This is a genomic window from Algoriphagus sp. UBA3586, from assembly GCF_002376385.1.
Lineage (GTDB): Bacteria > Bacteroidota > Bacteroidia > Cytophagales > Cyclobacteriaceae > Algoriphagus > Algoriphagus ornithinivorans.
The window spans coordinates 153976-179199 of sequence record NZ_DFMT01000045.1; the positions used below are offsets into that span (position 1 = coordinate 153976).

Below are 25224 nucleotides of genomic sequence, written 5' to 3' on the forward strand. Positions count from 1 at the left end.
TTTGCTTAGAAGTTCAAAAACCAACTATTATCGTGAAATACAGATTAGTAACACTTTTATTTCTGTTGCCTTTTCTTGCTATGGCACAGGAAAGAGGAGCAGGCGTTCGTCTAGGAGAACCATTTTCTTTGACTTACAAAGACTTCTTTGATGACTACATCTCTTGGGAATTGATGGTCGGAAGCGGAGGAGTCAATGGAAACTCTTATTATCAGAGAGATTTTGAAAATAATCCTCCTGCATCCAATGCCTTTTACATTGGTCACAGTGCCAAAAAAGGAGCATCAATCCACGGCAGAATAGCTTTGCATGAAGACATCACAGATATGTTTGAGATCACTGAAGGCTATCTTTTAGGCTATGCAGGGATAGGCGCCCAATTGCGCTCCACGAGAGTGAATTACTCATATAGCCAAGGCCAGGTCGGAGGTCCCGGATTAGTACCAAGGACAGAAGAAAGAAGCAATATTGATTTTGGGCCTGAGCTATTCGGGGGAGCGGAATATTATTTCAGTGAAGCCCCAATTTCAGTTTTCGCTGAGGTAGGATTCTTTTTAGAGCTGTTAGATAGAGTGGGCCATATCAAAGGTCAAGGCGGGATTGGAGTTCGATACTTATTCTGATTATGGCAAAGAAGGTTTTTGTAATTCTATTGGTTCTTCTTTTTCTTGGAGCTTCAGCCTATTACGTTTTTGTAAATCTTGGAGGAAAAAATCCAATTGAAATTACTTGGGAGCAAAAAAACCCTCCACCTCTCAGCGGAATCTATTTTATAGGCATACCTCAAGATGAGAAGCTTGCAGAAGCCTTTAAGGAAATGGAAGGGCAAAAAAACTTACGTCCAGGATCTAGCCTTCATACCATCTATGAAGTGGAGCCGGCAGGTAAATTAGACACGATGAAAGTATTCATCGGATTAAATCAATCGCTCACAGGCGAGAATTATGAAACTCGGATTTTTACTGAATCAAGCTATTTACTCGCTACGATTAGGGGAAATAAATGGGTGATGCCTGGACCGGAAACAGTGAAGGAGGAATTAAAAACTTATGCTGACTCAGCCAACCTGACTTTGACCGGAATATTTATCGACCAGATTATTTCGGAAAGTGAGGTAAGAGTTATTGCTCCGATTAAGGAGTAAATCTCCTCTTAAGGATTTTTAACCAACTTTCTATTCCGAAATTTCGTGTTAAAGATTAAATCAATTACCAAATAATATTTTAATAAACTAAACTATTTTGAACAAGAGTTGCGTCTCTAAGTTTTCGATCTAGTTTAAACTCTTTTAATCACTTAACCCATAATTAAACATGAAAAGACTTAGCGCAATTTTCAGCCTTATAGCCTTATTGGCTTTTCAGGCATGTGAAGGTCCAATGGGACCTCCAGGACCTCCGGGATTGGATGGTTTAGATGGAGTAACTATTGTAGGGAAAGCCTTTGAATTTGGGGGCAATTTTACAGCCGCCAATGATTACCAAATTTCATTTACATTTCCTTCTGCCAATTTAGCAAGTGATAAGGTCTTGGTCTACTTATTAGTAGGAGAATTTGAAGGTGAAGACATTTGGAGACTAATGCCTCAAACTTATTATCTGGACAATGGTATTTTGGTTTATAATTTTGACTTTACCCGAAGAGATGTGATTTGCTTCTTAGATGGCGCAATTGATCCTTCCACTTTAGGTTCAGATTTCACCCAAAATCAAATTTTCCGGGCAATTGTAATTCCTGCAGATCCTGCCAACTTTAGAATGGACTACTCGGATTACACGGCTACCATGGAATATTATGGAATAGAAGAAGAGGATTTTATAAAAACCTATCCTAGAAATTAAAAACAACTGTGCGCTTTAAAGAAAATTAGGACCGGAACTTGATTCCGGTCTTTTTTTATGTGCAAGAATTATCAGCCAAATATTATTTGCTTCCTATCTTTGCACCATGCAAATCCAAAACGATCTGCTGCTAAGAGCAGCAAAAGGTGAAAAAGTGGAGAGAACTCCTGTTTGGCTCATGCGCCAGGCAGGTAGAATTCTTCCGGAATACAGAGCGGTAAGAGAATCTGTTTCCGGTTTTATTGAATTAGCACAAACTCCAGAGCTAGCGGCTGAGGTGACCATTCAGCCTGTTGATCTTTTGGGAGTGGATGCAGCGATCATTTTTTCAGACATTTTGGTAATTCCGGAAGCTATGGGCTTACCTTATGAAATGGTAGAGAAAAGAGGACCTTGGTTTCCAAACACTGTGAGCTCGGCTTCTGATCTTCAAAAACTTCGGGTCGCTGATGGAGCAAATGACCTAAGCTATGTTATCAAAGCCATAGAAATCACCAAAAAAGAATTGAATGGACGCGTTCCTCTGATTGGATTTGCAGGTGCACCGTGGACAATTTTCGCCTATATGGTAGAGGGAAGCGGCAGCAAAACTTTCTCCAAAGCAAGGGCTATGCTCTATACTGAGCCTAAATTATCGCACCTACTGCTTCAGATGATTACTGACAGCACTATCAACTATCTCAAAGCTCAAATTCAAGCAGGTGCAGACTTGGTTCAGATTTTTGATAGTTGGGCTGGAATATTAGGACCAGAACAATATGAAGAGTTTTCTCTTCGATATATCCGACAAATCTGTGATGCAGTAAATGAAGTTCCTAAAACAGTTTTTGCAAAAGGAGCCTTTTTCGCAAGAGAAGCCATGGGAAAATTAAACTGTGAAACTATCGGCTTGGATTGGAATATGGGGATCTCTGAATCCAGAAAGATGATTGGAGAAAATAAGACCTTACAAGGAAATCTGGATCCTGCTGCTCTATATGGCAACCACGACCAGGTAAGGACCGCCACTATACAAATGATGGAGCAATTTAAAGGCAGCAGACATATTGCGAATTTAGGACACGGAGTATATCCAGACATAGACCCTGACATGGTCAAAGTATTTATACAAACAGTAAAAAGTTTTAAATGATTAAGAGCCTTCGGGCTCTTTTTTATTGGATGCTAACCTGATCACCCACCTTGAGTATTCCATGAGATAGTGCTACCATATTCTGCCCAAAAAGCACTTTGTTATTGACAGTTCTAAAGCTTGCTAAAGTTTTAAGAGGCTCCTTACTTTTTGTTGCATTCTCCTGATCTATGGTAGTCATCACACAACGGGCACAAGGTTTCACAATTTGAAAATCGACCTCGCCTACCTTGAGCGTCTTCCAAGAATCTTCCTCATAAGCTTTGGCTCCACTGAAAACCAAATTAGGTCTAAACCTATCCATAGGCACAGAGCTCTCCAACCTGGAGTTGAGATCATCCAAGGACTCTTGTCCTATCAGCAAATACGGCATACCATCTGCAAAACTGACAGACTCATTGTCAACAGCGTACTTAGGACTCACAAGTCTATGGGTGGTTTCAGGCATTTTGACCAAATGAACCTCCATGCCCAATTTTTCAGAAAACCATTTATCGATATTGGGATCTAATTTTTTGGCGAGCATGGTATCATCCCATACTACTACTTCCACTGATTCATATCCTTCTAAAATTAAAGGGATTTGAATGTAATCCTCAGGTCTTTCTGAAGAATATACTTTCAGAAAATCAGATTCCAACTGTACTTTCAACAAGGCCAATCGGGGATATTCTCTCTGAGTGACAAACCTTCCCTGAGGATCAATCAACATCCATCTTCTGTCAAATTGAAATCCTCTTTCCTCCACCCGACAGACCTCCATTCGGATTCCCCCCAATGATTTAATGGGGTATATGTAAATATCCTGTAAAAAAATATCTTGACTCATATATGTTTTTTTTTGACCCTTCAAGATAAAACAGGTTTGGCTGAGAATCTTCTTTTCCAGCATACAATTTTTACTAGCGAATGCTTAAATCAAAATAGCCTGTATTTGGAAAAAGGCACTATTTGCTAAAAATCGTAAACAATACTCGTTTAAAGTCTAAAAAATGATAATCAGGAATCCAGCTTTCCCAAGTCTCCCAATTACATAAATACGTCAGGAATAACTCCCTAATGCTCCAAAATGAGAATCCTAGAAGCAAAACAAACATCCATTTAGCTTTATCCGATTTGAAGGATTTAAAAATTACTTTTCTCATAACCTAAAGATGCTACATAGCCAATGAAAGTTGCATGGCACAATATTTTTTTGCCTGTCATAATCTCAGCCAAATTCCGAGTTGTCTTGACAAAAACTGAAAATCCAGCTAAAAAATTGTCTTGTTTTCTGCCATTGTGACACGAATAATAGAAAAATATGGGCTGGCATAAGCATTGAAGATAGGGAGACGTATTAATTCAGCAACTAAATTAAAATTTATAATCATGGGAAAAATTATAGGCATTGACTTGGGTACCACCAACTCCTGCGTAGCTGTAATGGAGGGTAACGAGCCTGTAGTCATCCAAAACAGTGAAGGAAGAAGAACCACTCCATCAATTGTGGCTTTTCTTGACAATGGAAATGGAGAGCGCAAGGTGGGTGATCCTGCAAAGCGTCAGGCAATTACCAACCCGGGCAATACCATTTCCTCCGTAAAGAGATTTATGGGTAAGAAGTTCTCTGAAGTTTCAGAAGAGAAAAAACATGCTTCTTATAAAGTAGAACAAGGATCAAACGATACAGTTGCCGTAAAAATCGGTGACAGATCATACACTCCTCAGGAAATTTCTGCGATGATTCTTCAAAAAATGAAGAGTACAGCAGAAGACTTCTTAGGACAGGAAGTAACGGAAGCAGTAATCACAGTACCAGCTTACTTCAATGATGCAGAGCGTCAGGCTACGAAGGAAGCCGGTCAAATCGCTGGTTTGGAAGTAAAGCGTATCATCAACGAGCCTACTGCAGCTGCATTGGCTTATGGTATGGATAAGAAAAACCAAGACATGAAAATTGCAGTGTATGACCTTGGTGGTGGTACATTCGATATTTCAATTCTTGAATTAGGTGACGGTGTATTTGAAGTAAAGTCTACCAACGGTGACGTACACTTGGGTGGTGATGACTTCGACCAGGTTATCATCAACTGGTTGGCTTCTGAATTCCAAGCTGAAGAGCAAATCGATTTGAGAAAAGATCCAATGGCTCTTCAGAGATTGAAAGAAGCAGCTGAGAAAGCAAAAATTGAATTATCCAGCTCATCATCTACAGAAATAAACCTTCCTTACATTACTGCCACTCAGTCAGGCCCTAAGCACTTGGTGAGAAACTTAAGCAGATCTAAGTTTGAGCAACTTTCAGAGGATTTGGTAAAAAGATCAATGGAGCCATGTAAAAAGGCTTTGTCAGATGCAGGAATGTCTCCATCTGACATAGATGAAGTAATCTTGGTAGGTGGTTCTACCAGAATACCAAAAATCCAGGAAGAAGTAGAGAAATTCTTCGGCAAGAAACCTTCTAAGGGTGTAAACCCTGATGAGGTAGTAGCTATCGGTGCTGCTATCCAAGGTGGTGTATTGACTGGAGAAGTGAAAGATGTATTGCTATTGGATGTAACTCCTCTTTCTCTTGGTATCGAAACCATGGGTGGAGTAATGACCAAATTAATTGAAGCAAATACGACTATCCCAACCAAAAAATCAGAGGTCTTCTCTACAGCAGCTGACAATCAGCCAGCAGTAGATATTCACGTCCTACAAGGTGAGAGACCATTGGCGAAGGATAACAGAACTATTGGTAGATTCCAGTTAACGGATATTCCGCCAGCACCGAGAGGAGTACCTCAAATTGAAGTTACTTTTGATATCGATGCGAATGGTATCCTGAATGTGTCTGCTAAAGACAAAGGAACTGGCAAAGAGCAAAAGATTAAAATAGAAGCTTCTTCTGGTCTTTCTCAGGAAGAAATCGACAGAATGAAGAAAGAGGCAGAAGCAAATGCAGCTGCTGATAAAGCTGAGAAAGAAAAAATCGAAAAGTTGAACCAAGCTGATAGCTTGATCTTCCAAACTGAAAAGCAGTTGAAAGAATATGGTGAGAAACTTTCTGAAGGCAATAAAACTGCCATTTCAGGAGCACTTGACACCTTGAAAGCCGCTCATCAGTCTCAAGATTTGGCTGGAGTTGATTCTGCCATGGAAGGCTTGAATAAGGCTTGGGAAGCAGCTTCACAAGAAATCTACAATGCAACTCAGGGAGCTGGAGCTCAGCCGGGTGCTGATGCAGGAGCTTCATCTGGAGCAGAAAATGCCGGTGACGGAGTTTCTGATGTAGATTACGAAGAAGTAAACGAAGAAAAGAAATAATAAACTAAACCAACTTAGGCATCCGTCATTGGCGGATGCCTAATCCTTTTAAGAGCCAAGGATCAAGATGATAGTATCTCGACTCTTGGCTTTTTTCATGTGTTTATAATTTGTTTCTCAAAGGTCACATGGAATCTCACTTATGTTCCCCGATACATCGGGGCATCCCAGTGTGTGTCGGCTCCGACATGCTCGATTTCATCAATAATCATTCGATTATGCAACTCACGGCAGACAATAAATTGAAAAAGCTAATTGTAGTGGGAGATAGGGTATTAATTCGCCTGAAAAAACCCAACGAAAAAACAAGCACCGGACTTTATCTGCCTCCTGGAGTTCAGGAAAAGGAAAAAGTTCAACAAGGCTACATCATAAAGGCTGGCCCGGGATATCCTATTCCTATGCCTGCAGATGATCATGAACCCTGGATGGAAAATGAAGAAAAAGTAAAGTATGTCCCTTTGCAGGCAAAAGAAGGAGACTTAGCCATATTCCTTCTTTCTGGAGCTCACGAAGTAATGTATGAAGGAGAAAAATACTTTATAGTCTCACAGGCATCAATCTTGATGCTGGAAAGAGAACAAGATCTATAATTAAAAAAGCTCGGAATATAAACCGAGCTTTCTTTTTTAATGCCACCAGAGTTTTTTCTTCCTCATGGATTTAGGCTCAATATAGGATGCCTTTGAATTAACCTGAATTTTTTGAGATTTCTCCCAGACCTTTCTGTTTTTAGCTTCGAGACCTTTAGGATTGTTGATTTCCGATCTAGTTCTAATCTGAAGTTTTGCCGACTCAGAATTCCACTGCTTAAAATTTTTAGCTTCTGCTCCGGTTAGAGTTTGAGGAGAAGAATGGAAAACAACTTTGAGCGACTTATCTTGGGTTTTCCAGACTTTAGCATTTTTGGCTTTAGGTCCTTTGGATAAGCTTTGTGCTTGAGCGAAACCTAGGATGCAAAAGGCTGATAGAAAGAGCAATAACTTTTTCATATCTGTATATTTGGGTTGTACAAAGATATACAGCAGAAAAAAGAAATTGTTTCACTTTTCAGTATTTTTTCTTCAAAAAATCCGATCATTAGAAATTAAATTTTAAAAAATGTTTAAAAACTTATTTTCTGTTCAGTTTTAATTTCATCCTAATTATTGAAAAATCGCAGCATTATTGTTGGTTCATCATTCCATTTGATCCAAAAATCCTAAAGAAATTATGAAATAAAAAAAACCGAGGCGAAAATCACCCCGGCTTTCACACAACAATAGACCCTGTTTATTAGCTTAAAATGCAAATACTGCAGCCAGTAAAAACGAAGAAAGATTTTTGGTTGCAGCCAAATCTTTATTCATAAAGAATTCATTTCCCATGGTATCCAATCGGATTTCAGGGATTAGGGTCAAATTCTTGCCAATTTTTGCATTCCCTGAAAGAGTCACCGCAAATACATTTCCATCACCGGAACTATCTAATCCTACAACACCGTCCAACCCTGAGTTGAATACGCTGAAGTACTCACCTCGTAAGCCCAAGGCAAATTTTTCAGAAGTTGTAGCTTGCAAGTAGCCCGCAAATCCATAAAAACCATAACCATCACCTTCGGAGTCTTGCACGTCCGAACCACTGAAAAACTCTCCAGAAGAAGTGGTGTTATAGGTGGTATTTACACCTAAATACACGGCATCAGTTAGATTAAAGCCCGTAGTCAAATCTACCTGAAAGGTATTTCCTCCGGAAGTTTGCCCGGACATTAATGATCCGTCGTTGCTTAGTTTCCCGTCCTGATCTCCGTACACCACATTCAAGAATGTACTTCCCGCATCAGTTGAATACCCCAACTGAGCTCCTAGCGTATAGGTCCCATTTAGGTTAAACTCCGTCATATCTGTTGGATTCATCACAGCGGCCATGAAAGAAAATTTATCAGAAAGTGCGATATCAGCCTTCAAGCCTGTATGAGAGAAAGGTCCATAAGAAAACATGTAGGAAGTCGAGTAATTAAAATTTCCAGTCGGAGAAATCACTTCGTAACCCAAGAAGGTGTTGAAGTTCCCCAAAGTGAAAGTCACTTTGTCACTCGCATTCCAATAGACGTACATCTGATTGATAATCTGGGAGCTTCCAGCCATTCCTCCTGCATAAAGTGGAGATCCAAAAACGGCGTCTTCGCCTCTTGGGCCAAATACTAAATCAACCACAGCTCCAATCTTATCGCCCTCATAAGTGGCTATAATATTTGCCATACCCAATGAAAATCCAGGGAGATTTCCGAAAGAAGTGGCCGGAGCCATGATGTTTTCACCTTTATTAGGTGCATTGAGATTAGTTCTGAAATACGCATCAACAGAACCGGAAAGTGTCAAAGAGGGAGGAGCTTTTTCAGTTTCTTCTTGAGCAAAAGATACATGGAAGGAAGAAACAACTATGCATAGGATTAGTAGTAATGTATTTTTCATTTTAATTTTGAGTGTTGGTGAATGATAGAGTTGACCAATAGGACCCCTGCCCGCTTGAAAGAGAGTCGCATTTTTTTCTACGGGCGGGGTTCTTTATTTTTTTGATACTATTCGTCGTAAACGATAGTGTAACCTCTGATTCCATGTTCGTGGGAATCAAGACCTGTACGCTCGTGCTCTTCTGAGACACGGATACCAACCGTCTTCTTCAAAACAAAGAAGATCACAAAAGCTGCAGTAAAGGCAGTAACGCCACAGATTGCAACACCGATAAGTTGAGTTAGCAATGTATGCTCAGGATTAGTGGAAAAAATACCCACTGCCAATGTTCCCCAAACCCCACAGGTCAGGTGAACCGACACGGCTCCTACTACATCGTCAAGGTGAAATTTATCTAAAAGGATGGCAGAAAGCACTACCAAAACGCCTCCGATTAAACCAACCAGCACTGCGGAACCTGGGTTAATTACATCGGCTCCAGCTGTAATGGCTACAAGACCAGCCAGAATACCGTTCAAAACCATCCCTAAGTCTAATCTCTTGAAAGCAAAGTAGGCTGTAAGGAATCCACCCAATCCTCCTGCACAGGCTGCAAGAGAAGTGGTTACCAAAACAAAGGAAACCAATCCAGGATCAGCAGATAGCACTGAGCCACCATTAAATCCAAACCAGCCTAACCAAAGTAAGAATACACCGATTACGGCCAAAGGCACAGAAGCACCAGGCTTTTCTACAATTTTTCCGTTTACGTACTTACCGATTCGAGGGCCAACCAAGATCACACCGGCTAAGGCTCCCCATCCACCTACAGAGTGTACCAGCGTACTTCCTGCAAAGTCATAGAATCCCATGGCATCCAACGCGCCTCCACCCCATTTCCAGCTGCCTATCAAAGGATAAACAATTCCAACAAAGAAGAGAGTAAACACCAAATAGGCACCTAGTTTCACACGCTCAGCTATCGCGCCAGATACAATTGTGGCAGCTGTTGCGGCAAACATGGCTTGGAACAAGAAATCAGTCCAATAGGTGTAGCCTCCATCTGCATAAGCAGAACTTACATCAGCACTGGCAGGTGAAAACCAGAACATGTTCCAACCGGCGAAATCAAAACTTAGCCATCCTGGTGTTTCAAAACCAGGATACATTAGATAAAATCCAATGGCGGCATAGGAGATAATTCCGATAATTGGGGTGACGGTGTTTTTGAACAGGATGTTCACCGTGTTTTTGGCTTGGCCAAATCCTGCTTCCACTCCAGCAAATCCGAGGTGCATAATAAATACCAAGGCGGTGGAAAGCATCATCCAGACATTGTTCGTCGTGAGGATGTTTTGAGATATCTCCAAAGAGAGATCCATCGCGGCCACATCATTGGCCAACAGGGTTGCGAAATACTTCATAGGTTTGAGATTAAAATTTGAACTTATTTCAAAATTTTCGATAGGTTTGAAAGCAAAAGCTTTGAACGAATGTAATTTAATTTTTGATTAAAAAACAAATCACATTTTTATAAAAAGTCATATTTACTTGAATTTTTAATTGATTTTTGAACCAAATATTAACGATTTTTCAAAAAATTATTTAAAATAGATCATTTTACAGACCAATTGATTGATAAAATAATATTTTGAAGAGGTAAGTATTATTTTTTGAAATCGGTTGCGGGAAATTGAAATCAGAATAAATAAAAATTAAATAACCTATTTTCGAACTATTATTCTGAAAAACAGAAAAAAACTAAATTTAATACTAAAGTATCAGGATTATCAAATATATAAATTTTAAAAAATCAGTATTTTTTTTAATCAAACCTCGAAAAAAAATCAGTTTTAACCGAAATAGAGGGTTAATTTTTAACTACAAAAATAAAAAAACCCGATAATTACCGGGCCTTAGGATTTAAATAAATCTAACTATTTACCTGGAAAGAAGAGCAAACTCCTTTGCAAAATAAGTTAGGATAATCTTAGCTCCTGATCTCTTGATACTTGTAAGCATTTCTATCATAGCACGATCATTATCGAGCCAACCTTTCTCTGCTGAAGCTTTCAGCATACTATACTCACCAGACACATTATAAGCAGCAATAGGCAAGGGATAATTATCTTTTAAAAGCTTGATAATATCTAAATAAGCTAAGGCAGGCTTAACCATTAAAAAATCTGCACCTTCCTCCATATCCAGATCAGCCTCAACTAGTGCCTCCTGAGAATTTGCAGGGTTCATTTGATAGGTCTTTTTATCTCCAAACTTCGGAGCTGAATCCAATGCATCCCGGAAAGGACCATAAAATGCACTTGCATACTTTGCAGTATATGACATGATAGAAGTATCCGAAAACCCATTCTGATCCAATAATTCTCGGATATAGCCCACTCTTCCATCCATCATATCAGAAGGCCCTAAGATATCAACCCCGGCATCAGCCTGAGCCAAGGACATTCTTCCCAATACTTCCAAGGTTTCATCATTCAAAATCTTTCCACCTTTCACTACGCCATCATGACCATCGCTGCTATAAGGATCCATAGCAACATCAGACATCAAACAGATTTCAGGAAAGTTTTTCTTTATTTCCCTCAAGGCTTTTAGATAAAATGTCTCCGGATTATAGCTTTCAGTAGCCATCGCATCCTTTAGACTTTCAGGATATGCCGGAAAAACATCAATTGCCCGAATCCCCAACTTCATACAGGATTCAACCTCGCTTAGTAAGGTATCAAGAGAATATCTATAAATGCCAGGCATGGAGTCTACAGGAATTCTCTTTCCACTCCCTTCCACCAAAAACATTGGAAAAATCAAATCCTTGACAGATAAGGAAGTCTCTTCTACCAAGTTTCTGACAGCCTCTGACTTTCTGTTTCTTCTGGGTCTTCTATTCATTTTTTGAAAATTTCAATCACAAAGGTATGCTCCTATCTTATTTGAATACTAAATCAAGAATTTAAAATTTCCAGCACTAAGTCTGGAGTTATCTCCCTGTAATCCTGAATGTAATAATTACTTGAAGGTAATTCTTCTTTTTTATGGGAGGATAACACCGCTACAACTTTCATCCCTGCATTCAACCCCGCAGTTACCCCAGAAAAAGAATCCTCAAACACCAAACAATTCTCCGGCTTTACCTTAAGATTTGAAGCAGACTTCAGATAAACTTCCGGGTCAGGCTTATGTTTATTCACATCCTCACTTGCCATGCTGGATTCAAAATGCGGAAATAGATCCAGCTTCCCAGCAATTAATTCCAAATTTGCTTTTGGCGCTGATGTCGCTACTCCGGTTTTTAGGTTGTTTCTTTTCAGACCGTGAAAAAATTCCAAGAAACCATCAATTGGATTGACATGGTGCTGATAAATTTCACGAAACAAGCCTTCTTTTTCATCTTCCAAACTCAATAGCTCCTCTCCTTCTATCTTTCGCCCAAAAAAATGACTCATTATATATGAGTTACTTTTCCCATACATATGGGCCGCAAACTCTTCTTCTGTTGGAAATAAGTTTCTTTTTGCAAAAAACTCTTTGAATGCCATCGAATGAAATGGATTGGTATGACAGATCACTCCGTCCATATCAAAAATCACTGCTTTACTCATAGTTATATAATAAAAGAGTCGCTTTCCATATTCAAATGAAAAGCGACTAATAGAAATGACAAGAAATTATCGGTTGAATTCAGCAATTACTCTTTCTATAATATCGCAGCACTCATGCAATTGCTCCTCGGTCATCACCAAAGGTGGCGCAAAGCGGATAATATTCCCATGCGTTGGTTTAGCCAAGAGACCATTTTCTGCGAGTTTAACACAAATATCCCATGCTGTAGAACTATCTTCAGAGTCATTAATGACAACAGCATTCAACAACCCTTTGCCACGAACCAATTTTGCAATAGGGAATTTGTCCACCATTTTCTGCATGCGATCCCTGAAAAGTTGTCCAAGTTTTCTAGCATTTTGGGCTAATTTTTCATCTCGAACAACCTCTAAAGCTGTCATAGCTACTTTTACCCCCAGAGGGTTTCCTCCAAAAGTAGACCCATGCTGACCTGGCTTGATCACGTCCATGATATCTTTATCTGCCAAAACTGCAGAAACCGGATAGAAGCCGCCTGAAATTGCCTTCCCCAAAATCAGCATATCCGGTTTTGTATAAGTCTCCTGCTTTTCACAATGACCTTGGCAAGTACAGTTGCCGCAAACTGCCAATAAAGACCCGGTCCTTGCAATTCCTGTTTGAATCTCATCAGCAATCAACAACACATTTTGCTCCTGACAGGCTGCCTTTGCTTGTCTGATATAATCATCTGCCGGTGTATACACTCCAGCTTCACCTTGTATAGGCTCCACCAAAAATGCAACTACATCTTCCTGTTTCAAAGCGACCTTTAATGCTGTTATATCATTATAAGGTATGCGAATGAATCCATCAGTATAAGGACCAAAATTTTTCCTAGCATTGGCATCATTGGAAAATGAAATGATAGTAGTGGTTCTTCCGTGGAAGTTGTTTTCAGCAACTATGATTTTGGCCTTGTTTTCAGCAACTCCTTTTCTCTCATAACCCCATTTCCTAGCGATTTTGATGGCAGTTTCCACACCCTCCGCACCAGTATTCATCGGTAGCACTTTGTCAAAGCCGAAATACTCGGTGATATATTTTTCAAAAGGCCCAAGCACATCATTATAAAAAGCTCTGGAAGTCAAAGTAAGAGTTCCAGCCTGCTCAATTAATGCATCTTTTATACGAGGATGACAATGTCCTTGATTGACCGCGGAATACGCAGATAGGAAATCATAATATTTTTTTCCTTCCACATCCCATAGGAACACCCCCTCACCCTTGCTTAATACCACAGGCAAAGGATGGTAATTATGTGCTCCATATTTATCTTCCAAGGCGATTGCCTGCTTGCTCGAAGTGATAGTCTCCATGTTTTTTCGTAAATTTGAGTTCTTAATTAATTCCTCTAATGCAAATATAACAAATGCAGAAGAGGGCTACTATGAAATCAGAAAAGAAGCAGGGTAAATTACCTGCCTTGGAGCCGGGAGATTATTATTTGAATGAGCAAGGCCTGATGGTCTTCACAGAAAAGTACCACCTCAAACGTGGTTATTGCTGTGGCAGTGGCTGCAAACACTGTCCCTATCCCAAAGGCTGAAAATATTCCTGGATATTTTTAAAAGCCTTTGTTGTTAATTCCCAAAAAGTTCCGATATTTGCAGACTCATTACAGAAACGCATACAAATTACGATACATAATCATGGCAAAAGTTTGTGACATTACCGGAAAAAGACCTCGAGTAGGTAACAACGTGTCCCATGCAAACAACAAAACGAAGCGTAGATTTTACCCAAATCTTCATAAGAAGACATTCTACGTACCTGAAGAGGATGCATGGATCACTTTAAAAGTGTGCTCTAAAGCATTGAAGACGATCAACAAAAAAGGTATCACTGCAGTTTTGAAAGAAGCTCAGGATAAAGGAATGATTGTAATCAGATAATCAAAGTCACGACGCAATAAAAGAATAAGAAGATGGCTAAGAAAGGAAATAGAGTACAAGTGATAATGGAATGCACAGAGCACAAGAACTCTGGCATGCCAGGTACTTCCAGATACATCACTACCAAGAACAGAAAGAATACAACTGAGAGATTGGAGTTGAAAAAATTCAACCCTATTCTTAAGAAAGTTACTGTTCATAAAGAAATTAAGTAATTTAAGCTCGGATTTAATCCGATAAAACGACAAAGATATGGCTAAGAAAGTAGTAGCAACCCTAAAAAAAGAAGGTGGCGTGTCTTACGCCAAAGTGATTAGAGCCGTGAAGTCTGAGAAGACCGGTGCATACACCTTCAGAGAAGAAATGGTTCCTTCCACATTGGTTCAGGATACCCTTAAGAAATAATTTGCCGAAAGCATCGTAATGATTTCTAGTCCCTCTGTCCATCGGTCAGCAGGGACTTTTTCATTATATTCCACTTTTAAATCATACTATCATGGGAATCTTTGGTTTCTTTTCAAAGGATAAAAAAGAAAGTCTGGATCAAGGACTTCAAAAGTCCAGCGACAATATCTTTTCCAAACTCAGCAAAGCTGTAGTTGGGAAATCCAAGGTAGACGAAGATGTATTGGATGAGCTGGAGGAGATCCTAATCACCTCTGATGTGGGTGTTGACACCACCATTAAAGTCATCCGAAGAATTGAGGAAAGAGTAGCTCGTGACAAATACCTGAATACTGAGGAGCTGGATGTTATCTTAAAAGAGGAAATAGCGGCTTTGTTGGAAGAGAATAATTCTCAGGATTTTCTGGACTTTGATTTACCTGAAGACAAAAAGCCTTATGTCATAATGGTTGTTGGGGTGAATGGAGTTGGCAAAACAACTACTATCGGAAAACTCGCTAACCTTTTTAAAAGTGCCGGTAAAAATGTGATTTTAGGAGCTGCTGATACTTTTAGAGCAGCCGCGGTAGACCAATTGATTCTCTGGGGCGATCGTGTCGGAGTACCTGTAATTTCTCACGGGATGAATACTGATCCAGCTTCTGTAGCATTTGACGCGGTTAAGCAAGGCGTCGACCAAAAAGCTGACGTTGTAATTGTAGATACTGCAGGTAGACTTCATACGAAAATTAATCTGATGAATGAGTTGAGCAAGATCAAGCGGGTAATGCAAAAGTTTATCCCGGACGCACCTCATGAGATATTACTCGTACTTGATGGTTCTACGGGACAAAATGCCTTCATTCAAGCAAAAGAGTTTACCAAGGCAACGGAAATCACATCCTTGGCCATTACCAAGTTAGACGGAACAGCCAAAGGAGGAGTAGTTATTGGTATTTCTGACCAATTCAAAATCCCGGTTAAATACATAGGGGTTGGGGAAAAAATGACTGATCTACAAATCTTCAATCGAAAGGAGTTCGTTGATTCTCTTTTCACCAAGAAATAATAGAAAGCCACAAACCAAAGAAGCTCTGGAATTTCCGGAGCTTTTTTTTTGCAAAAATTTGAACATTTAATTTTTTCTATCGTAATTTAATATGATATCATTTTAACATCATATTGAAATGGAAAAAATAACCAAACCCATCTCAGGCTATGTGATTCTTTTATTGAATCTAGCCTTAATTCCAGCAGCCATCTTTTCATTAATAAATGAACAAGCGGTGCTGGGAGTAGCCTCTATACTTGCATTCGTCCTACTTATACCGGGCTACTTTATAGTAGAACCCAATAAAGCCATGGTATTGCTTTTGTTTGGAGAATACAAGGGAACAGTGAAGGCAAATGGTTTTTTCTGGGTCAACCCCTTTATGACCAAGAAGAAAATTTCACTTCGGGTAAGAAACTTTGAAAACAAGCCATTGAAGGTGAATGACAAAATCGGTAATCCGGTCATGGTTGGTACCATCGTAGTTTGGCAGGTGGAAGACACTTTCAAGGCTACTTTTGATGTGGACGATTATGAAAACTTTGTACATCTTCAATCGGATGCGGCAGTTCGAAAAATGGCCGGATCCTATCCTTACGATAATTTTGAAGATGAAGAGGCCGAGGTTACTCTACGTTCAGGTGTGGAAGAAGTAAATCATTCCTTAGAGGAGGAGATTGTAGAAAGACTTAATCATGCCGGGATTAAAGTAATTGAAGCTAGAATTTCCCACCTAGCCTATGCTTCAGAGATCGCCTCAGCCATGCTTCAAAGACAGCAAGCCACTGCAATCGTAGCAGCAAGACAGAAAATTGTAGAAGGGGCTGTTGGCATGGTGGAAATGGCTTTAGAAGACCTCAAAGTGAAAGATATTATCGAGTTTGATGAGGAGAAAAAAGCTACCATGGTTTCCAACTTGATGGTAGTTCTTTGCTCAGATAAGAGTGCTAGCCCGGTGTTGAATGTAGGAACCTTACATCAATAAAATGGCTAATAGAGTCTTCAACGAAAATCAAAACTATAGAGGAACTTGGGTCATGTACCTTTTGCTCATGACAGAACTGCCCATACTCATACTTCTTTCTGTGGTTTTGATAAACTCTGACAAAGAAGTCACAGAGAACTTGGTGGGCCTTACTATTGCATCCATCGCCATCATTGGCACATTCTTGTTAATAATGAATATTCAACTGCAAACAAGAATTGATGATCAGGGTATATCCTATAAGTTTTTCCCATTCATCAACAAATGGAGACATATTCCAAGAGAAAAAATCAATTCTATAGAAGTGATCCATTACAGTCCAATCACCGATTATGGAGGATGGGGTTTGAAAGGAAACAAGTCCACCAAGGCTTATAGCATAGTAGGGGATGAAGGCTTATTAATCGATACTGGAGAGTCTAAAAAGATAATGCTGGGAACACAAAAAGGGCCTGAGTTACGAGTTTTTATCAATGATTGGAGGGAGGATTAGATTATGTCAAAAAAGAAAGCATTTGCACTTCGTATCGATGAAGAAACCATGAAGGCCATCGAAAAATGGGCTGCAGATGAATTTCGTAGTACCAATGGTCAATTAGAATGGGTGATCAGAGAAGCGCTTAAAAAAGCAGGCAGGCTTCCGAAAAATTCTTAGTCAAAGGCTAATAATTGAACTCCAAAGAGAATCATTTCCTTATATTAAGTGAGTAAATTAGATAAACGAACTTTAAAATGAACACGATAAAGAAAACACTTCTTTTAAGCCTGATTGCAGTTTTTGGATTGATTACAATTCCAAATCTTGCTTCAGCTCAGACGTCGGAGATGTCTAAAGAAGAAAAAAAAGAAATCAAATCGGCCGAAAAGCTAGTCAAGGCGAAGATTGATTTGGGGAAAAAATTAGAAAAGCTTCAAAAAGAAGAAGCAAAGCTGGTCAAAACCCAAACCAAATTTGAAAAAGACAATGCAGCGGGGAAACTTTCCCCAAATGATGTCGAGAAAATCACAAAGAAAATTTCCAAGCAAAAGAAAAGTATTGAAGGCTTGAAAAAGGACATTGAAAAACTCGAGAAGTATATTAGAGAAAATGAAGACGGCATATAGCCGTCTTTTTTCATTTAAATCTCAGGTTTATACAATAATTCCTCTTTTTCAAAGTCATACAAGGTCAAAGCCCTTAATTCATAATAGGCGACCCAAAAATCTTTCAATGCATCGAAATAAGCTCTCTTATTGCTGTCTTTTTCATTTTGAGCAATATTCAGATCAGTCACCGTGACATTGCCTGTCTGGTATCGTTTCAAAGCAATTTCGTATCTTCTTTGAGCCACTTCATCGGAAGTTTTGGTCACATTCAGCCGTTCCTTGATCATAAGGAAGTTTTTGACTTTGGTAAATATTTCCTGTTCAAAATTTATCACATCCTGCTGCACAGTATAATTTACGAGCTGCTGATTAGCTTCCGCCTGAGCCATTCTCGCCTTATTTCTTCCCCAATCCAAAATAGGCACCGAAACCCCTAAATTCACCAGAGCCTGGGTATTTGGATTATTGAAAATATCAGGAAAAGCAAAAGCTGCATTATTATAACCGTAACTCGCATTCAGTTGCATTCCTATTCTCTGACCTTTGGCTTCTGCCACCTGAGCTTCTGCCTCCAATTTCCTGCGATCAAACCCCAGGGCTTCAGACCGGTTTTGAAAAGCCAATCGAATTGCTTCTTCCACATTGACTTCAAAATCAGGCAAGTTTTCAGGAGACAACAAATTGATTTTGGTGCTTGGATCTAATCCAATAAATGAGTTGACTGAAAGCGCCGAACTCTCCAAGTCTAATTTCGCCTGAGCTAAATCCTGTCTTGCCTGTAAGGCCTGTAATTCAACCTGCAAAAGTCTATCTTCGAAAGTAGTTCCTAATTCGTAACGCTTCTTTTCAATAGAGAAAATCTCCTCTGTATTCTCGAGATTTTGAGTTGCGACCTGTAAGTTTACCTGAGCTATCAGGTAGTCAAAAAACAATTGAGTCACAAACAACGAAACTTCTTCCATCTCCTGTACATACTCTCTTTTGCTTTCTTCGAATAGCAAAGGCTGAATCTTCTTATCCCATTTGAATGGATTATAAGCAAAAAGCGGCTGTTGCAATCTGACATTTACAGGAACTCCCGACCAGCGAGTTTGTATCTCATTAGGTCCAGCTAAGAAATTATCAAAGCGGTTGGTTGAAGTATTCACCGAAATTACACCACCCGTAGGTGCTATTACCTGCTGCAGCCCCAGCTCCAAGTCCATGAAATTCTGTCTTACCTGCAAAAACTCAATGCTACCATCTGGCTGAGTGATACTATTAAAAGCCTGAGAGTAACTGGGAATTGTCCCATTAAGGCGAAGTTGAGGATTGTAATTGGACCTGAAAAGCCTGTATTGCCAAAATCTATTTTCCTTTCTGGTCAATGCTCTTAATGCTGCGGGAGATCTATCTTTAGCTCGTTGAACCATTTCCTGAAGCGTATAAGTAGCTTCATTTTGGGCTTTTAAATCGGTTGGAAAGTAAGTCAGAGCAAAAAATAATAAGCCAATAAAGTATCTTTTTATCATCAGATTTTAAATCATAAAATGGTAATTTGAACTAAAATAATGATAGTTCTACGAATTACAAATTAAGCGTAGAATCCCAAATCCTAAAAAATCCTAAATCCCTTGTATTTGATGATTCTTTCAGGCAAAAATGATTGATTATCTTGCAGCCTGAAAAGCGATATGAAGAAGATAATCAGTTTTGTCATCCGGTATATTCCCAGGCCATTTTTACAAAGAGTGAGTCCTTTGGCCATGAAATTTTTTGCTATCACTAATCGTGGCAGCGCAGTTCAATGCCCAGTTTGTGAAAATTCTTACAAAAAATTCCTCCCTTACGGCCGGATAGCAAGGGAAAATGCTCTTTGTCCCAACTGCCTTTCCTTAGAAAGGCACAGATTGATGTGGCTCTTTCTGAAAGAAAAAACCAACTTCTTCACGGCTCCATTGAAAGTTTTGCATGTTGCACCGGAGCATTGTTTCATCCAGCGATTTGAAACCCTTCCAAATTTGGAGTATGTCACAGCAGATATTGAGTCTCCCTTGGCAAAAGTTAAAATGGACGTTCATGATATTCCCTTTCCTGAAAATTCTTTTGACGTAGTATTCTGCAACCATGTTCTGGAACACGTAGAAGACGATATAAGGGCTTGTCAGGAGTTTAACAGAGTCCTGAAGCCAAGCGGATGGGGTATTCTCCAGTCTCCAGTATATCCTATAGAAACAACTCTGGAAGACTCTTCGATTACAGACCCTGCAGAAAGAGAAAAACTCTTTGGCCAAAGAGACCATGTTCGAAAATTCGGTAAAGATTACGCAGAAAGATTAAGACGCTCAGGATTGCGCATAGAAGAAAATCAATTCGTGAAAGAATTATCCGAAAAGAAAGTATCTCACTTTGCTTTACCTTCTCAGGAAATCATTTTTGTCTGTAAAAAAGGAGATTAGCCTTTGAATTGTTTTAACACCAGTTCGTAAATCAGACCTTTCCCATAAGCCGAGAGTTGTATAACTGAGCAGACTAAGGCCAAAAATCCTGTAAGCAATGACTTGGTTTGAAGAGATGCAGAAACTAGGATTAAGAAGGCCCAAAGACAGATCAATCCCCGTTGAAGTTGAATAGTAAGAGGATGCCAACCAATCAAAGTAATTAATAGAAATAGGAGAAAAAGAGAAGGAAACAAATGAACCAGCTTGATTGCTCCTGGATGAAACCTTGACACATTCACTCTGTTTCTCCCAAAAGAAAATGCCTGTTTGGTGAAGCTTAAAAGTGTATTTTTTCGCTTATGATAAACAAAGGCATCTTCTATTAACTCCAATTTAAATCCTGCCTTTTTTATTCGGATACTCCATTCAATATCCTCTCCTCTATTTGGATCTACAAACCCACCTGTGCTTTCGAAAACTTCTCTGGAAACTCCCATATTAAAGCCCCTTGCCTGATACTTGGAGGGATCTTTTAATTTACCTCTAATACCTCCAGTTGTCCAGAAAGAGGTCATGGCAAAATCCATTGCCTTCTGAAGAGCTGTAAATTCTTCTTTTGCAGCATCTGGCCCTCCATATGCATCCAATTTCCTTTTCGGAATTTCCTTCGATAAGACTTGCAGAAAATTTGGTGGGAGAATTACATCCGAGTCTAGAATGACAAAAAAGTCACCAGAAGCATTTTTCATCCCAAAATTTCGGGCAAAGCCCTGACCTGAATTTTCCTGATAAAAATACCGGACCTCTAGGTCTGGGGAAAAAGAAGCCGCAATTTCTTCAGATTTTATATAAGACCCATCCTCAACAATGACAACTTCAAAATCTGAATAGCTCTGATTTTGTAGACTTTCTAAAAGTTCTCGAATTTCATGAGGACGATTATAGACCGGTATGATTACCGAAAATTTCATTAAAAGTGAAAATTGATTTCTTCATCAATTTTGTATTCAGTTTCCTTAGATTGATTGGATGTCATCAATTCTGCAATGAAGCCTGTCACAAACAACTGAACTCCTATAATCAAGGCAACCAAGGCCAAAAAGAATAAAGGCTGGTCTACTATTTCCCGAACTGGTTTTCCCTGGCTTAGTCCATAAACTTTTTGAAAAATCAGCCAGCAGGTAATAATAAATCCTGAAAAGAAGGAAAGGGTACCCCATAATCCGAAAAAATGCATGGGCTTCTTTTTGTATCTATGCACAAATGAAACCGAAATCAGGTCTAAAAACCCATTCAGGAAACGCTCGATCCCAAATTTGGAATATCCATATTTTCTGGCCTGATGCTGAACAACTTTTTCACCGATTTTCGCAAACCCATTCCACTTTGCCAAAAGGGGGATATAGCGATGCATCTCCCCATAGATTTGAATGTTTTTAACCACTTTAGACCTATAGGCTTTCAATCCGCAATTGAAATCATGAAGTTTTATTCCTGATATCCATCGGGTAACTGCATTAAAAAATCGGGAAGGAATAGTTTTGGAAATAGGGTCATGCCGTTCTTTTTTCCAGCCAGACACTACATCATACCCTTCTACTGTTATCATTTTAAACAGTCCCGGAATTTCGTCGGGACTGTCTTGCAAATCAGCGTCCAAAGTAATCACTACTTGCCCTTCAGCCTTTTTAAATCCAGCATCGAGAGCTGCAGATTTGCCATAATTTCGAATGAAATTAAGTCCTTTTATATTTCCGTTTTCTTTGGCGAGGCGCTGGATTACATCCCAAGACTGATCGGTACTTCCATCATTGACCAGTATAATTTCATAAGAAAAGCCGTGGTCATTACAGACACGGCTAATCCATTGGGTCAATTCCGGTAAAGATTCTTCCTCGTTAAATACTGGAACTACAGCTGAGACTTGAAGCATTTTAATAATCTAGGGACTTATCTCTTTTTTTAAGGATAGCCCCCAAAATTAAGGCAATGATTGCATATACTATCAATCCAAAGCCAAAGTTTTTGATTTGGCCTCCTAGCGTAAAATTATTCCTGGTAGCTTCCCTCATCTCATCCAGCTGCTCAGTGCTCATATTATCAGGATTAGCACCAAAACTCTCCATAATTTCCAGAGTATTCTGAACTGATGCATCTGCGAGTACATCTGGTAATGATGGGTCTATCACATGAAATAGTAGGATTTGCCCTATAATGCTAATTATTCCTGAGATGATAATAGCTATAAAGCTAAAGTTAAAGGCAGTCCCAAAACTCATGAACCCACCTAATTCGGCTCTGTATTGCCTTCCAAAGTAAATTATCAATACAAAAAATAATACGATTGCAACTAAGCCAAACCAACCAGAAGCGAGTAAAGTAGAATCAATGAAATACGCTATATAAGTTATTGCCAAAGAAACTAGGCCGATTGTCAAACCAGGTTGGACTGCGGCTTTAAAGGGAGTTTGTTGCTCTTCCATAAGTGATCAATTAGGGTTTTTCCTCAAAATAATAGAAATAATAATGGTAAAAAACAGTCCGGGGATGATTTTCCATATAGCATCATTCAATCCAATGTCAAAAGGAACCATGGATTGTACATTTTTTAAAGTACTCTGATAAGAATCCTCTCCCACTTGAGATATGATAGTGTCTTTACTTGATCCCAAGACTTCAAGTTTGGAAGATTTGATTTCTTCAAATAATTCAGGAAATGAAAGCAAAATAATCCAAATACCTAAGCCGGAGATAATGGCAATCAAGCAATAGGTCACGAAACCAACCGACATCCCTTCGGCAAAAGAAATAAAGCCGTTATTAGAATAATCTTTGAAAAACTTCAAAGCCAAAAATATGGATATGGGAGTGATGACATAGCCGAAAATCAAATTAAGATTCGTAGGATCCGGTTCCATCCAAGCTAATATCCCGAAAGCTATGACACTTAAGATTCCACCTAAGGTTCCGAATTGATACGCAGATCCAAAATATTTATTCATCAATTTTTATCAATTGCCCTTTTTGAAACACATACTTCACTTTACCGGTCAACTCAGTTCCAAACCAAGGGTGATTTGCTGAGAGAGACTTATTGGATTTACGGTTATAGGTCCACTTTTCAGCTGGATCAAAAATCGTCCAAGAACTATCCTGGTTATCGGATAAAACTTTGGTAGGCCCATCCGTGATTTTTTCAATCAAAAGATCCCAGCCCAAATCTTTTTCAAGCTTTACCATAGCAGGAAGAAATGTTTGAAGGCCAGACATCCCAAAAGAGGCGAGGTCAAACTCCATAAATTTGGAGTCAAAATCCTGAGGCTGATGGTTGGATACCAAGGCATCTATAGTTCCATCTTTGAGGCCTTTAATCAAGGCTTTTCGATCTGGAACACCTCTGAAAGGTGGAATCACTTTATAATTGGGATCAAAATCCTTTAAGTCAGAGTCTGAAAACAAGAGTTGATAGATGGATACATCAGCAGTAACAGCCAAGCCTATTTTTTTAGCTTGTCTAATTAATTCCACCCCTTTTGCTGTAGATACTGTTTGAAAATGTACTCTGCCACCAGCGTAGCGAATCAATTCCAGGTTACGGTGTATGGCCACTTCTTCAGCCAAAGATGGCATCCCTTTCATACCCAAATGTGTAGACATCTCTCCTTCGTGCATTTGTCCGAAAATAGATAATAAAGGGTCATATGCATGGTCAAACAGAATACCCTCGAACTTCTGTAAATACTGAATAACTTTTAAATAGCGATCGCTATTAGAAAGGGGCTTATTACCTTCTCCAAAAATTCTAACACCAGATTGGTAATGCATATCCAAGATTTCGGTCAGATCTTCTCCGTCGGTGTTCTTCGTTACAGCACCTTGTACAATCAATTTAGGAGAATACTGAGCAGCCTTGGATTTGATGAAATCAACCTCATTTTTGGATTGAACGACGGGATCTGTATTCGGCATTAAAACAGCCTTTGAAAAACCACTTACTTGAAGTGATTCGCATAAACTTTCAATAGTTTCCTTGTATTCCAATCCAGGTTCTCCGGCTTTAACGCGAAGATCAGTCCAGCCTGGACTAGCAATCCAGCCTGATGCATTTATTTCATTATTGGGTGATTCTTTGGATGGAGAAAAAGGAGTGAAATTCCCTTGATCAAAAATAAAATCTCCTTGAGTAGATTTTCCTGAAGCAATGAGGGTGATACCTCTGAATAGTACAGCCATTATTTCTGATTTGCTACAAAACTGCAACAATATTCTAAAAATGAAAAATAAACTTCAGTGTCAGGGGATAAATCTATTCATTACCCTTCGTAGGAGGAGTAATTGGGTTATTGGTTATTGGGTTATTAATGATTGAGTTATTGGTTATTGAGTTATTTGTTATCGGGTTTTTGGAAAAAATTCAAAGCTAGGCCTTAATAATTTCAGCTTTCTCATTTAAGCCTTCATCGTTTCAAGCCTACTGCCTACTCAATGCTGCGTACTATTCCTGCACTGAATAAACTTCATTGGGACGAATAACCAGTGGTCCGTTCTTTCAGCTTTCTAACTTAAGCTTTCATCTTTTCAAGCCTACTCAATGCTGCCTAGTATACTTGAACTGAATAAACTTCAATGGAAAGAATAACCAGAATTCCGCCCTTTCAGCTTTCTGACTTGAGAATTCCGCCTTTCCTCTCGTCTCTCGCTTCTAGCCTCTCGCTTCTCTGTAGCACTAAAACAAAAAAACCCCAGCGGTTAGGCTGAGGTTTGAATAATGTGGCGGCGACCTACTCTCCCGTGCGCCGCGGCGTACCAGTACCATCGGCGCTGCAATGCCATTCCGCCCTTTCAGCATTCTCACTTGAGCCTTCCTTTACGAGATAAACCTCCAAACTTCCCTACTGCCTACTCAACACTGCCTACTATTATTGCATAGAAACGACTTTTAATTGGTCGAAATCTTCCAATTTGAGAGCGACTAGACGTCCGTCCTTTCAGCTTTCTGACTTGAGAATTCCGCCTTTCCTCTCGTCTCTCGCTTCTCTGTAGCACTAAAACACAAAAACCCCAGCGG

General features: G+C 39.4%; 29 protein-coding genes. 16 read left to right on the top strand and 13 right to left on the bottom strand.

What is annotated here, in order from left to right; all coding sequences use genetic code 11:
* The first annotated feature begins 32 nt into the window (after positions 1-32).
* The 4 genes from B2906_RS16330 (at position 33) to hemE (ending at position 2973) form a co-directional block, all read left to right on the top strand.
* Positions 33-623, top strand: coding sequence for a hypothetical protein (locus B2906_RS16330; RefSeq protein ID WP_144603866.1), 591 nt, complete (start codon positions 33-35; stop codon positions 621-623).
* A 2-nt stretch (positions 624-625) separates the two neighbouring features.
* A complete protein-coding gene (locus B2906_RS16335) occupies positions 626-1144 on the top strand; it encodes a hypothetical protein (protein ID WP_286941776.1) in 519 nt (172 codons plus the stop codon).
* 169 nt (positions 1145-1313) lie between these two features.
* Positions 1314-1841, top strand: coding sequence for a hypothetical protein (locus B2906_RS16340; RefSeq protein ID WP_144603868.1), 528 nt, complete (start codon positions 1314-1316; stop codon positions 1839-1841).
* A 106-nt stretch (positions 1842-1947) separates the two neighbouring features.
* Complete coding sequence (hemE, locus tag B2906_RS16345; protein ID WP_286941777.1) at positions 1948-2973, top strand: uroporphyrinogen decarboxylase; 1026 nt, start codon at positions 1948-1950, stop codon at positions 2971-2973.
* Between the two features lie 22 nt (positions 2974-2995).
* On the opposite strand, the gene B2906_RS16350 is transcribed toward hemE, so the two are convergent.
* Positions 2996-3802 (bottom strand): MOSC domain-containing protein, encoded by an 807-nt coding sequence (locus B2906_RS16350; RefSeq protein ID WP_286941778.1) that lies wholly within the window; start codon positions 3800-3802, stop codon positions 2996-2998.
* 542 nt (positions 3803-4344) lie between these two features.
* Between B2906_RS16350 and dnaK the strand changes: the two genes are divergently transcribed.
* Positions 4345-6264, top strand: a complete 1920-nt coding sequence (gene dnaK / locus B2906_RS16355) for a molecular chaperone DnaK (RefSeq protein WP_144603870.1) — start codon at positions 4345-4347, stop codon at positions 6262-6264.
* Between the two features lie 218 nt (positions 6265-6482).
* Positions 6483-6857: a co-chaperone GroES gene (locus tag B2906_RS16360; RefSeq protein ID WP_144603871.1), complete on the top strand. Its 375-nt coding sequence runs from the start codon at positions 6483-6485 to the stop codon at positions 6855-6857.
* Positions 6858-6893: 36 nt separating this feature from the next.
* Here the strand turns inward: B2906_RS16360 and B2906_RS16365 are convergent, their stop codons facing one another.
* The 6 genes from B2906_RS16365 to rocD all read right to left on the bottom strand — a co-directional run bounded on the left by B2906_RS16365 (position 6894) and on the right by rocD (position 13654).
* Positions 6894-7256: a hypothetical protein gene (locus B2906_RS16365; RefSeq protein WP_144603872.1), complete on the bottom strand. Its 363-nt coding sequence runs from the start codon at positions 7254-7256 to the stop codon at positions 6894-6896.
* Positions 7257-7544: 288 nt separating this feature from the next.
* Positions 7545-8717: a porin gene (locus tag B2906_RS16370; RefSeq protein ID WP_286941781.1), complete on the bottom strand. Its 1173-nt coding sequence runs from the start codon at positions 8715-8717 to the stop codon at positions 7545-7547.
* Between the two features lie 107 nt (positions 8718-8824).
* Positions 8825-10120: an ammonium transporter gene (locus tag B2906_RS16375; protein WP_091648569.1), complete on the bottom strand. Its 1296-nt coding sequence runs from the start codon at positions 10118-10120 to the stop codon at positions 8825-8827.
* 517 nt (positions 10121-10637) lie between these two features.
* Positions 10638-11606, bottom strand: a complete 969-nt coding sequence (hemB, locus tag B2906_RS16380) for a porphobilinogen synthase (RefSeq protein WP_219956840.1) — start codon at positions 11604-11606, stop codon at positions 10638-10640.
* A gap of 53 nt (positions 11607-11659) precedes the next feature.
* Positions 11660-12316, bottom strand: a complete 657-nt coding sequence (locus B2906_RS16385; RefSeq protein WP_219956841.1) for an HAD family hydrolase — start codon at positions 12314-12316, stop codon at positions 11660-11662.
* A 66-nt stretch (positions 12317-12382) separates the two neighbouring features.
* Positions 12383-13654: an ornithine--oxo-acid transaminase gene (rocD, locus tag B2906_RS16390; RefSeq protein ID WP_219956842.1), complete on the bottom strand. Its 1272-nt coding sequence runs from the start codon at positions 13652-13654 to the stop codon at positions 12383-12385.
* A gap of 71 nt (positions 13655-13725) precedes the next feature.
* Here rocD and B2906_RS16395 point away from each other — a divergent pair, with 71 nt between their 5' ends.
* From B2906_RS16395 to B2906_RS16435, 9 genes are all read left to right on the top strand, one after another.
* Positions 13726-13884 carry a DUF5522 domain-containing protein gene (locus tag B2906_RS16395; RefSeq protein ID WP_175557828.1) on the top strand — a complete coding sequence of 53 codons (159 nt, stop codon included), beginning with the start codon at positions 13726-13728 and terminating at the stop codon, positions 13882-13884.
* A gap of 103 nt (positions 13885-13987) precedes the next feature.
* Complete coding sequence (gene rpmB / locus B2906_RS16400; protein ID WP_091648551.1) at positions 13988-14230, top strand: 50S ribosomal protein L28; 243 nt, start codon at positions 13988-13990, stop codon at positions 14228-14230.
* Positions 14231-14262: 32 nt separating this feature from the next.
* Positions 14263-14445, top strand: coding sequence for a 50S ribosomal protein L33 (gene rpmG, locus B2906_RS16405; protein ID WP_009036148.1), 183 nt, complete (start codon positions 14263-14265; stop codon positions 14443-14445).
* A 37-nt stretch (positions 14446-14482) separates the two neighbouring features.
* Positions 14483-14635 (top strand): DUF4295 domain-containing protein, encoded by a 153-nt coding sequence (locus tag B2906_RS16410; RefSeq protein ID WP_091648549.1) that lies wholly within the window; start codon positions 14483-14485, stop codon positions 14633-14635.
* A gap of 91 nt (positions 14636-14726) precedes the next feature.
* Positions 14727-15683, top strand: a complete 957-nt coding sequence (gene ftsY / locus B2906_RS16415) for a signal recognition particle-docking protein FtsY (protein ID WP_091648546.1) — start codon at positions 14727-14729, stop codon at positions 15681-15683.
* A 118-nt stretch (positions 15684-15801) separates the two neighbouring features.
* Entirely contained in the window at positions 15802-16650 is an 849-nt protein-coding gene (locus B2906_RS16420) for an SPFH domain-containing protein (RefSeq protein ID WP_219956843.1), read from the top strand.
* Between the two features lies 1 nt (position 16651).
* The gene (locus B2906_RS16425; protein ID WP_219956844.1) at positions 16652-17143 is read left to right on the top strand and encodes a hypothetical protein; all 492 of its coding nucleotides are present in this window, start codon (positions 16652-16654) and stop codon (positions 17141-17143) included.
* 3 nt (positions 17144-17146) lie between these two features.
* Positions 17147-17305 carry an Arc family DNA-binding protein gene (locus tag B2906_RS16430; protein ID WP_091648538.1) on the top strand — a complete coding sequence of 53 codons (159 nt, stop codon included), beginning with the start codon at positions 17147-17149 and terminating at the stop codon, positions 17303-17305.
* 77 nt (positions 17306-17382) lie between these two features.
* Positions 17383-17754 (top strand): hypothetical protein, encoded by a 372-nt coding sequence (locus tag B2906_RS16435; protein ID WP_219956845.1) that lies wholly within the window; start codon positions 17383-17385, stop codon positions 17752-17754.
* A 14-nt stretch (positions 17755-17768) separates the two neighbouring features.
* Here the strand turns inward: B2906_RS16435 and B2906_RS16440 are convergent, their stop codons facing one another.
* A complete protein-coding gene (locus tag B2906_RS16440) occupies positions 17769-19247 on the bottom strand; it encodes a TolC family protein (protein ID WP_414631669.1) in 1479 nt (492 codons plus the stop codon).
* A 162-nt stretch (positions 19248-19409) separates the two neighbouring features.
* On the opposite strand from B2906_RS16440, the gene B2906_RS16445 reads away from it, so the two are divergent.
* Positions 19410-20174, top strand: a complete 765-nt coding sequence (locus B2906_RS16445; protein ID WP_286941800.1) for a class I SAM-dependent methyltransferase — start codon at positions 19410-19412, stop codon at positions 20172-20174.
* Here the strand turns inward: B2906_RS16445 and B2906_RS16450 are convergent.
* Genes B2906_RS16450 through B2906_RS16470 form a run of 5 tightly spaced genes read right to left on the bottom strand, consistent with a single transcriptional unit; the run spans position 20171 to position 24389 of the window.
* Positions 20171-21127, bottom strand: a complete 957-nt coding sequence (locus tag B2906_RS16450) for a glycosyltransferase (protein WP_286941803.1) — start codon at positions 21125-21127, stop codon at positions 20171-20173. The genes B2906_RS16445 and B2906_RS16450 overlap by 4 nt on opposite strands.
* Positions 21127-22089: a glycosyltransferase family 2 protein gene (locus tag B2906_RS16455; protein WP_286941805.1), complete on the bottom strand. Its 963-nt coding sequence runs from the start codon at positions 22087-22089 to the stop codon at positions 21127-21129. Before B2906_RS16455 ends, B2906_RS16450 begins: the two co-directional genes overlap by 1 nt.
* Position 22090: 1 nt before the next feature.
* On the bottom strand, positions 22091-22639 hold the full coding sequence (locus B2906_RS16460; protein ID WP_286941808.1) for a DUF4199 domain-containing protein: 549 nt from the start codon (positions 22637-22639) through the stop codon (positions 22091-22093).
* Positions 22640-22645: 6 nt separating this feature from the next.
* On the bottom strand, positions 22646-23158 hold the full coding sequence (locus tag B2906_RS16465; RefSeq protein ID WP_091648515.1) for a DUF4199 domain-containing protein: 513 nt from the start codon (positions 23156-23158) through the stop codon (positions 22646-22648).
* Positions 23151-24389: a dihydroorotase gene (locus B2906_RS16470; RefSeq protein ID WP_219956851.1), complete on the bottom strand. Its 1239-nt coding sequence runs from the start codon at positions 24387-24389 to the stop codon at positions 23151-23153. The genes B2906_RS16465 and B2906_RS16470 overlap by 8 nt, the downstream gene beginning before the upstream one ends.
* Positions 24390-25224 lie beyond the last annotated feature (835 nt).

Coding starts and splice junctions, on each gene's coding strand:
- rocD (WP_219956842.1), bottom strand. CDS start 13,654: ATGGAGACTATCACTTCGAGCAAGCAGGCAATCGCCTTGGAAGATAAA.
- B2906_RS16340 (WP_144603868.1), top strand. CDS start 1,314: ATGAAAAGACTTAGCGCAATTTTCAGCCTTATAGCCTTATTGGCTTTT.
- B2906_RS16410 (WP_091648549.1), top strand. CDS start 14,483: ATGGCTAAGAAAGTAGTAGCAACCCTAAAAAAAGAAGGTGGCGTGTCT.
- B2906_RS16435 (WP_219956845.1), top strand. CDS start 17,383: ATGAACACGATAAAGAAAACACTTCTTTTAAGCCTGATTGCAGTTTTT.
- B2906_RS16335 (WP_286941776.1), top strand. CDS start 626: ATGGCAAAGAAGGTTTTTGTAATTCTATTGGTTCTTCTTTTTCTTGGA.
- hemE (WP_286941777.1), top strand. CDS start 1,948: ATGCAAATCCAAAACGATCTGCTGCTAAGAGCAGCAAAAGGTGAAAAA.
- hemB (WP_219956840.1), bottom strand. CDS start 11,606: ATGAATAGAAGACCCAGAAGAAACAGAAAGTCAGAGGCTGTCAGAAAC.
- B2906_RS16450 (WP_286941803.1), bottom strand. CDS start 21,127: ATGAAATTTTCGGTAATCATACCGGTCTATAATCGTCCTCATGAAATT.
- B2906_RS16365 (WP_144603872.1), bottom strand. CDS start 7,256: ATGAAAAAGTTATTGCTCTTTCTATCAGCCTTTTGCATCCTAGGTTTC.
- B2906_RS16430 (WP_091648538.1), top strand. CDS start 17,147: ATGTCAAAAAAGAAAGCATTTGCACTTCGTATCGATGAAGAAACCATG.
- B2906_RS16440 (WP_414631669.1), bottom strand. CDS start 19,247: ATGATAAAAAGATACTTTATTGGCTTATTATTTTTTGCTCTGACTTAC.
- B2906_RS16360 (WP_144603871.1), top strand. CDS start 6,483: ATGCAACTCACGGCAGACAATAAATTGAAAAAGCTAATTGTAGTGGGA.
- B2906_RS16350 (WP_286941778.1), bottom strand. CDS start 3,802: ATGAGTCAAGATATTTTTTTACAGGATATTTACATATACCCCATTAAA.
- B2906_RS16425 (WP_219956844.1), top strand. CDS start 16,652: ATGGCTAATAGAGTCTTCAACGAAAATCAAAACTATAGAGGAACTTGG.
- dnaK (WP_144603870.1), top strand. CDS start 4,345: ATGGGAAAAATTATAGGCATTGACTTGGGTACCACCAACTCCTGCGTA.
- B2906_RS16395 (WP_175557828.1), top strand. CDS start 13,726: ATGAAATCAGAAAAGAAGCAGGGTAAATTACCTGCCTTGGAGCCGGGA.
- B2906_RS16385 (WP_219956841.1), bottom strand. CDS start 12,316: ATGAGTAAAGCAGTGATTTTTGATATGGACGGAGTGATCTGTCATACC.
- B2906_RS16445 (WP_286941800.1), top strand. CDS start 19,410: ATGAAGAAGATAATCAGTTTTGTCATCCGGTATATTCCCAGGCCATTT.
- B2906_RS16470 (WP_219956851.1), bottom strand. CDS start 24,389: ATGGCTGTACTATTCAGAGGTATCACCCTCATTGCTTCAGGAAAATCT.
- B2906_RS16455 (WP_286941805.1), bottom strand. CDS start 22,089: ATGCTTCAAGTCTCAGCTGTAGTTCCAGTATTTAACGAGGAAGAATCT.
- ftsY (WP_091648546.1), top strand. CDS start 14,727: ATGGGAATCTTTGGTTTCTTTTCAAAGGATAAAAAAGAAAGTCTGGAT.
- B2906_RS16460 (WP_286941808.1), bottom strand. CDS start 22,639: ATGGAAGAGCAACAAACTCCCTTTAAAGCCGCAGTCCAACCTGGTTTG.
- B2906_RS16370 (WP_286941781.1), bottom strand. CDS start 8,717: ATGAAAAATACATTACTACTAATCCTATGCATAGTTGTTTCTTCCTTC.
- B2906_RS16375 (WP_091648569.1), bottom strand. CDS start 10,120: ATGAAGTATTTCGCAACCCTGTTGGCCAATGATGTGGCCGCGATGGAT.
- B2906_RS16465 (WP_091648515.1), bottom strand. CDS start 23,158: ATGAATAAATATTTTGGATCTGCGTATCAATTCGGAACCTTAGGTGGA.
- B2906_RS16420 (WP_219956843.1), top strand. CDS start 15,802: ATGGAAAAAATAACCAAACCCATCTCAGGCTATGTGATTCTTTTATTG.
- rpmB (WP_091648551.1), top strand. CDS start 13,988: ATGGCAAAAGTTTGTGACATTACCGGAAAAAGACCTCGAGTAGGTAAC.
- rpmG (WP_009036148.1), top strand. CDS start 14,263: ATGGCTAAGAAAGGAAATAGAGTACAAGTGATAATGGAATGCACAGAG.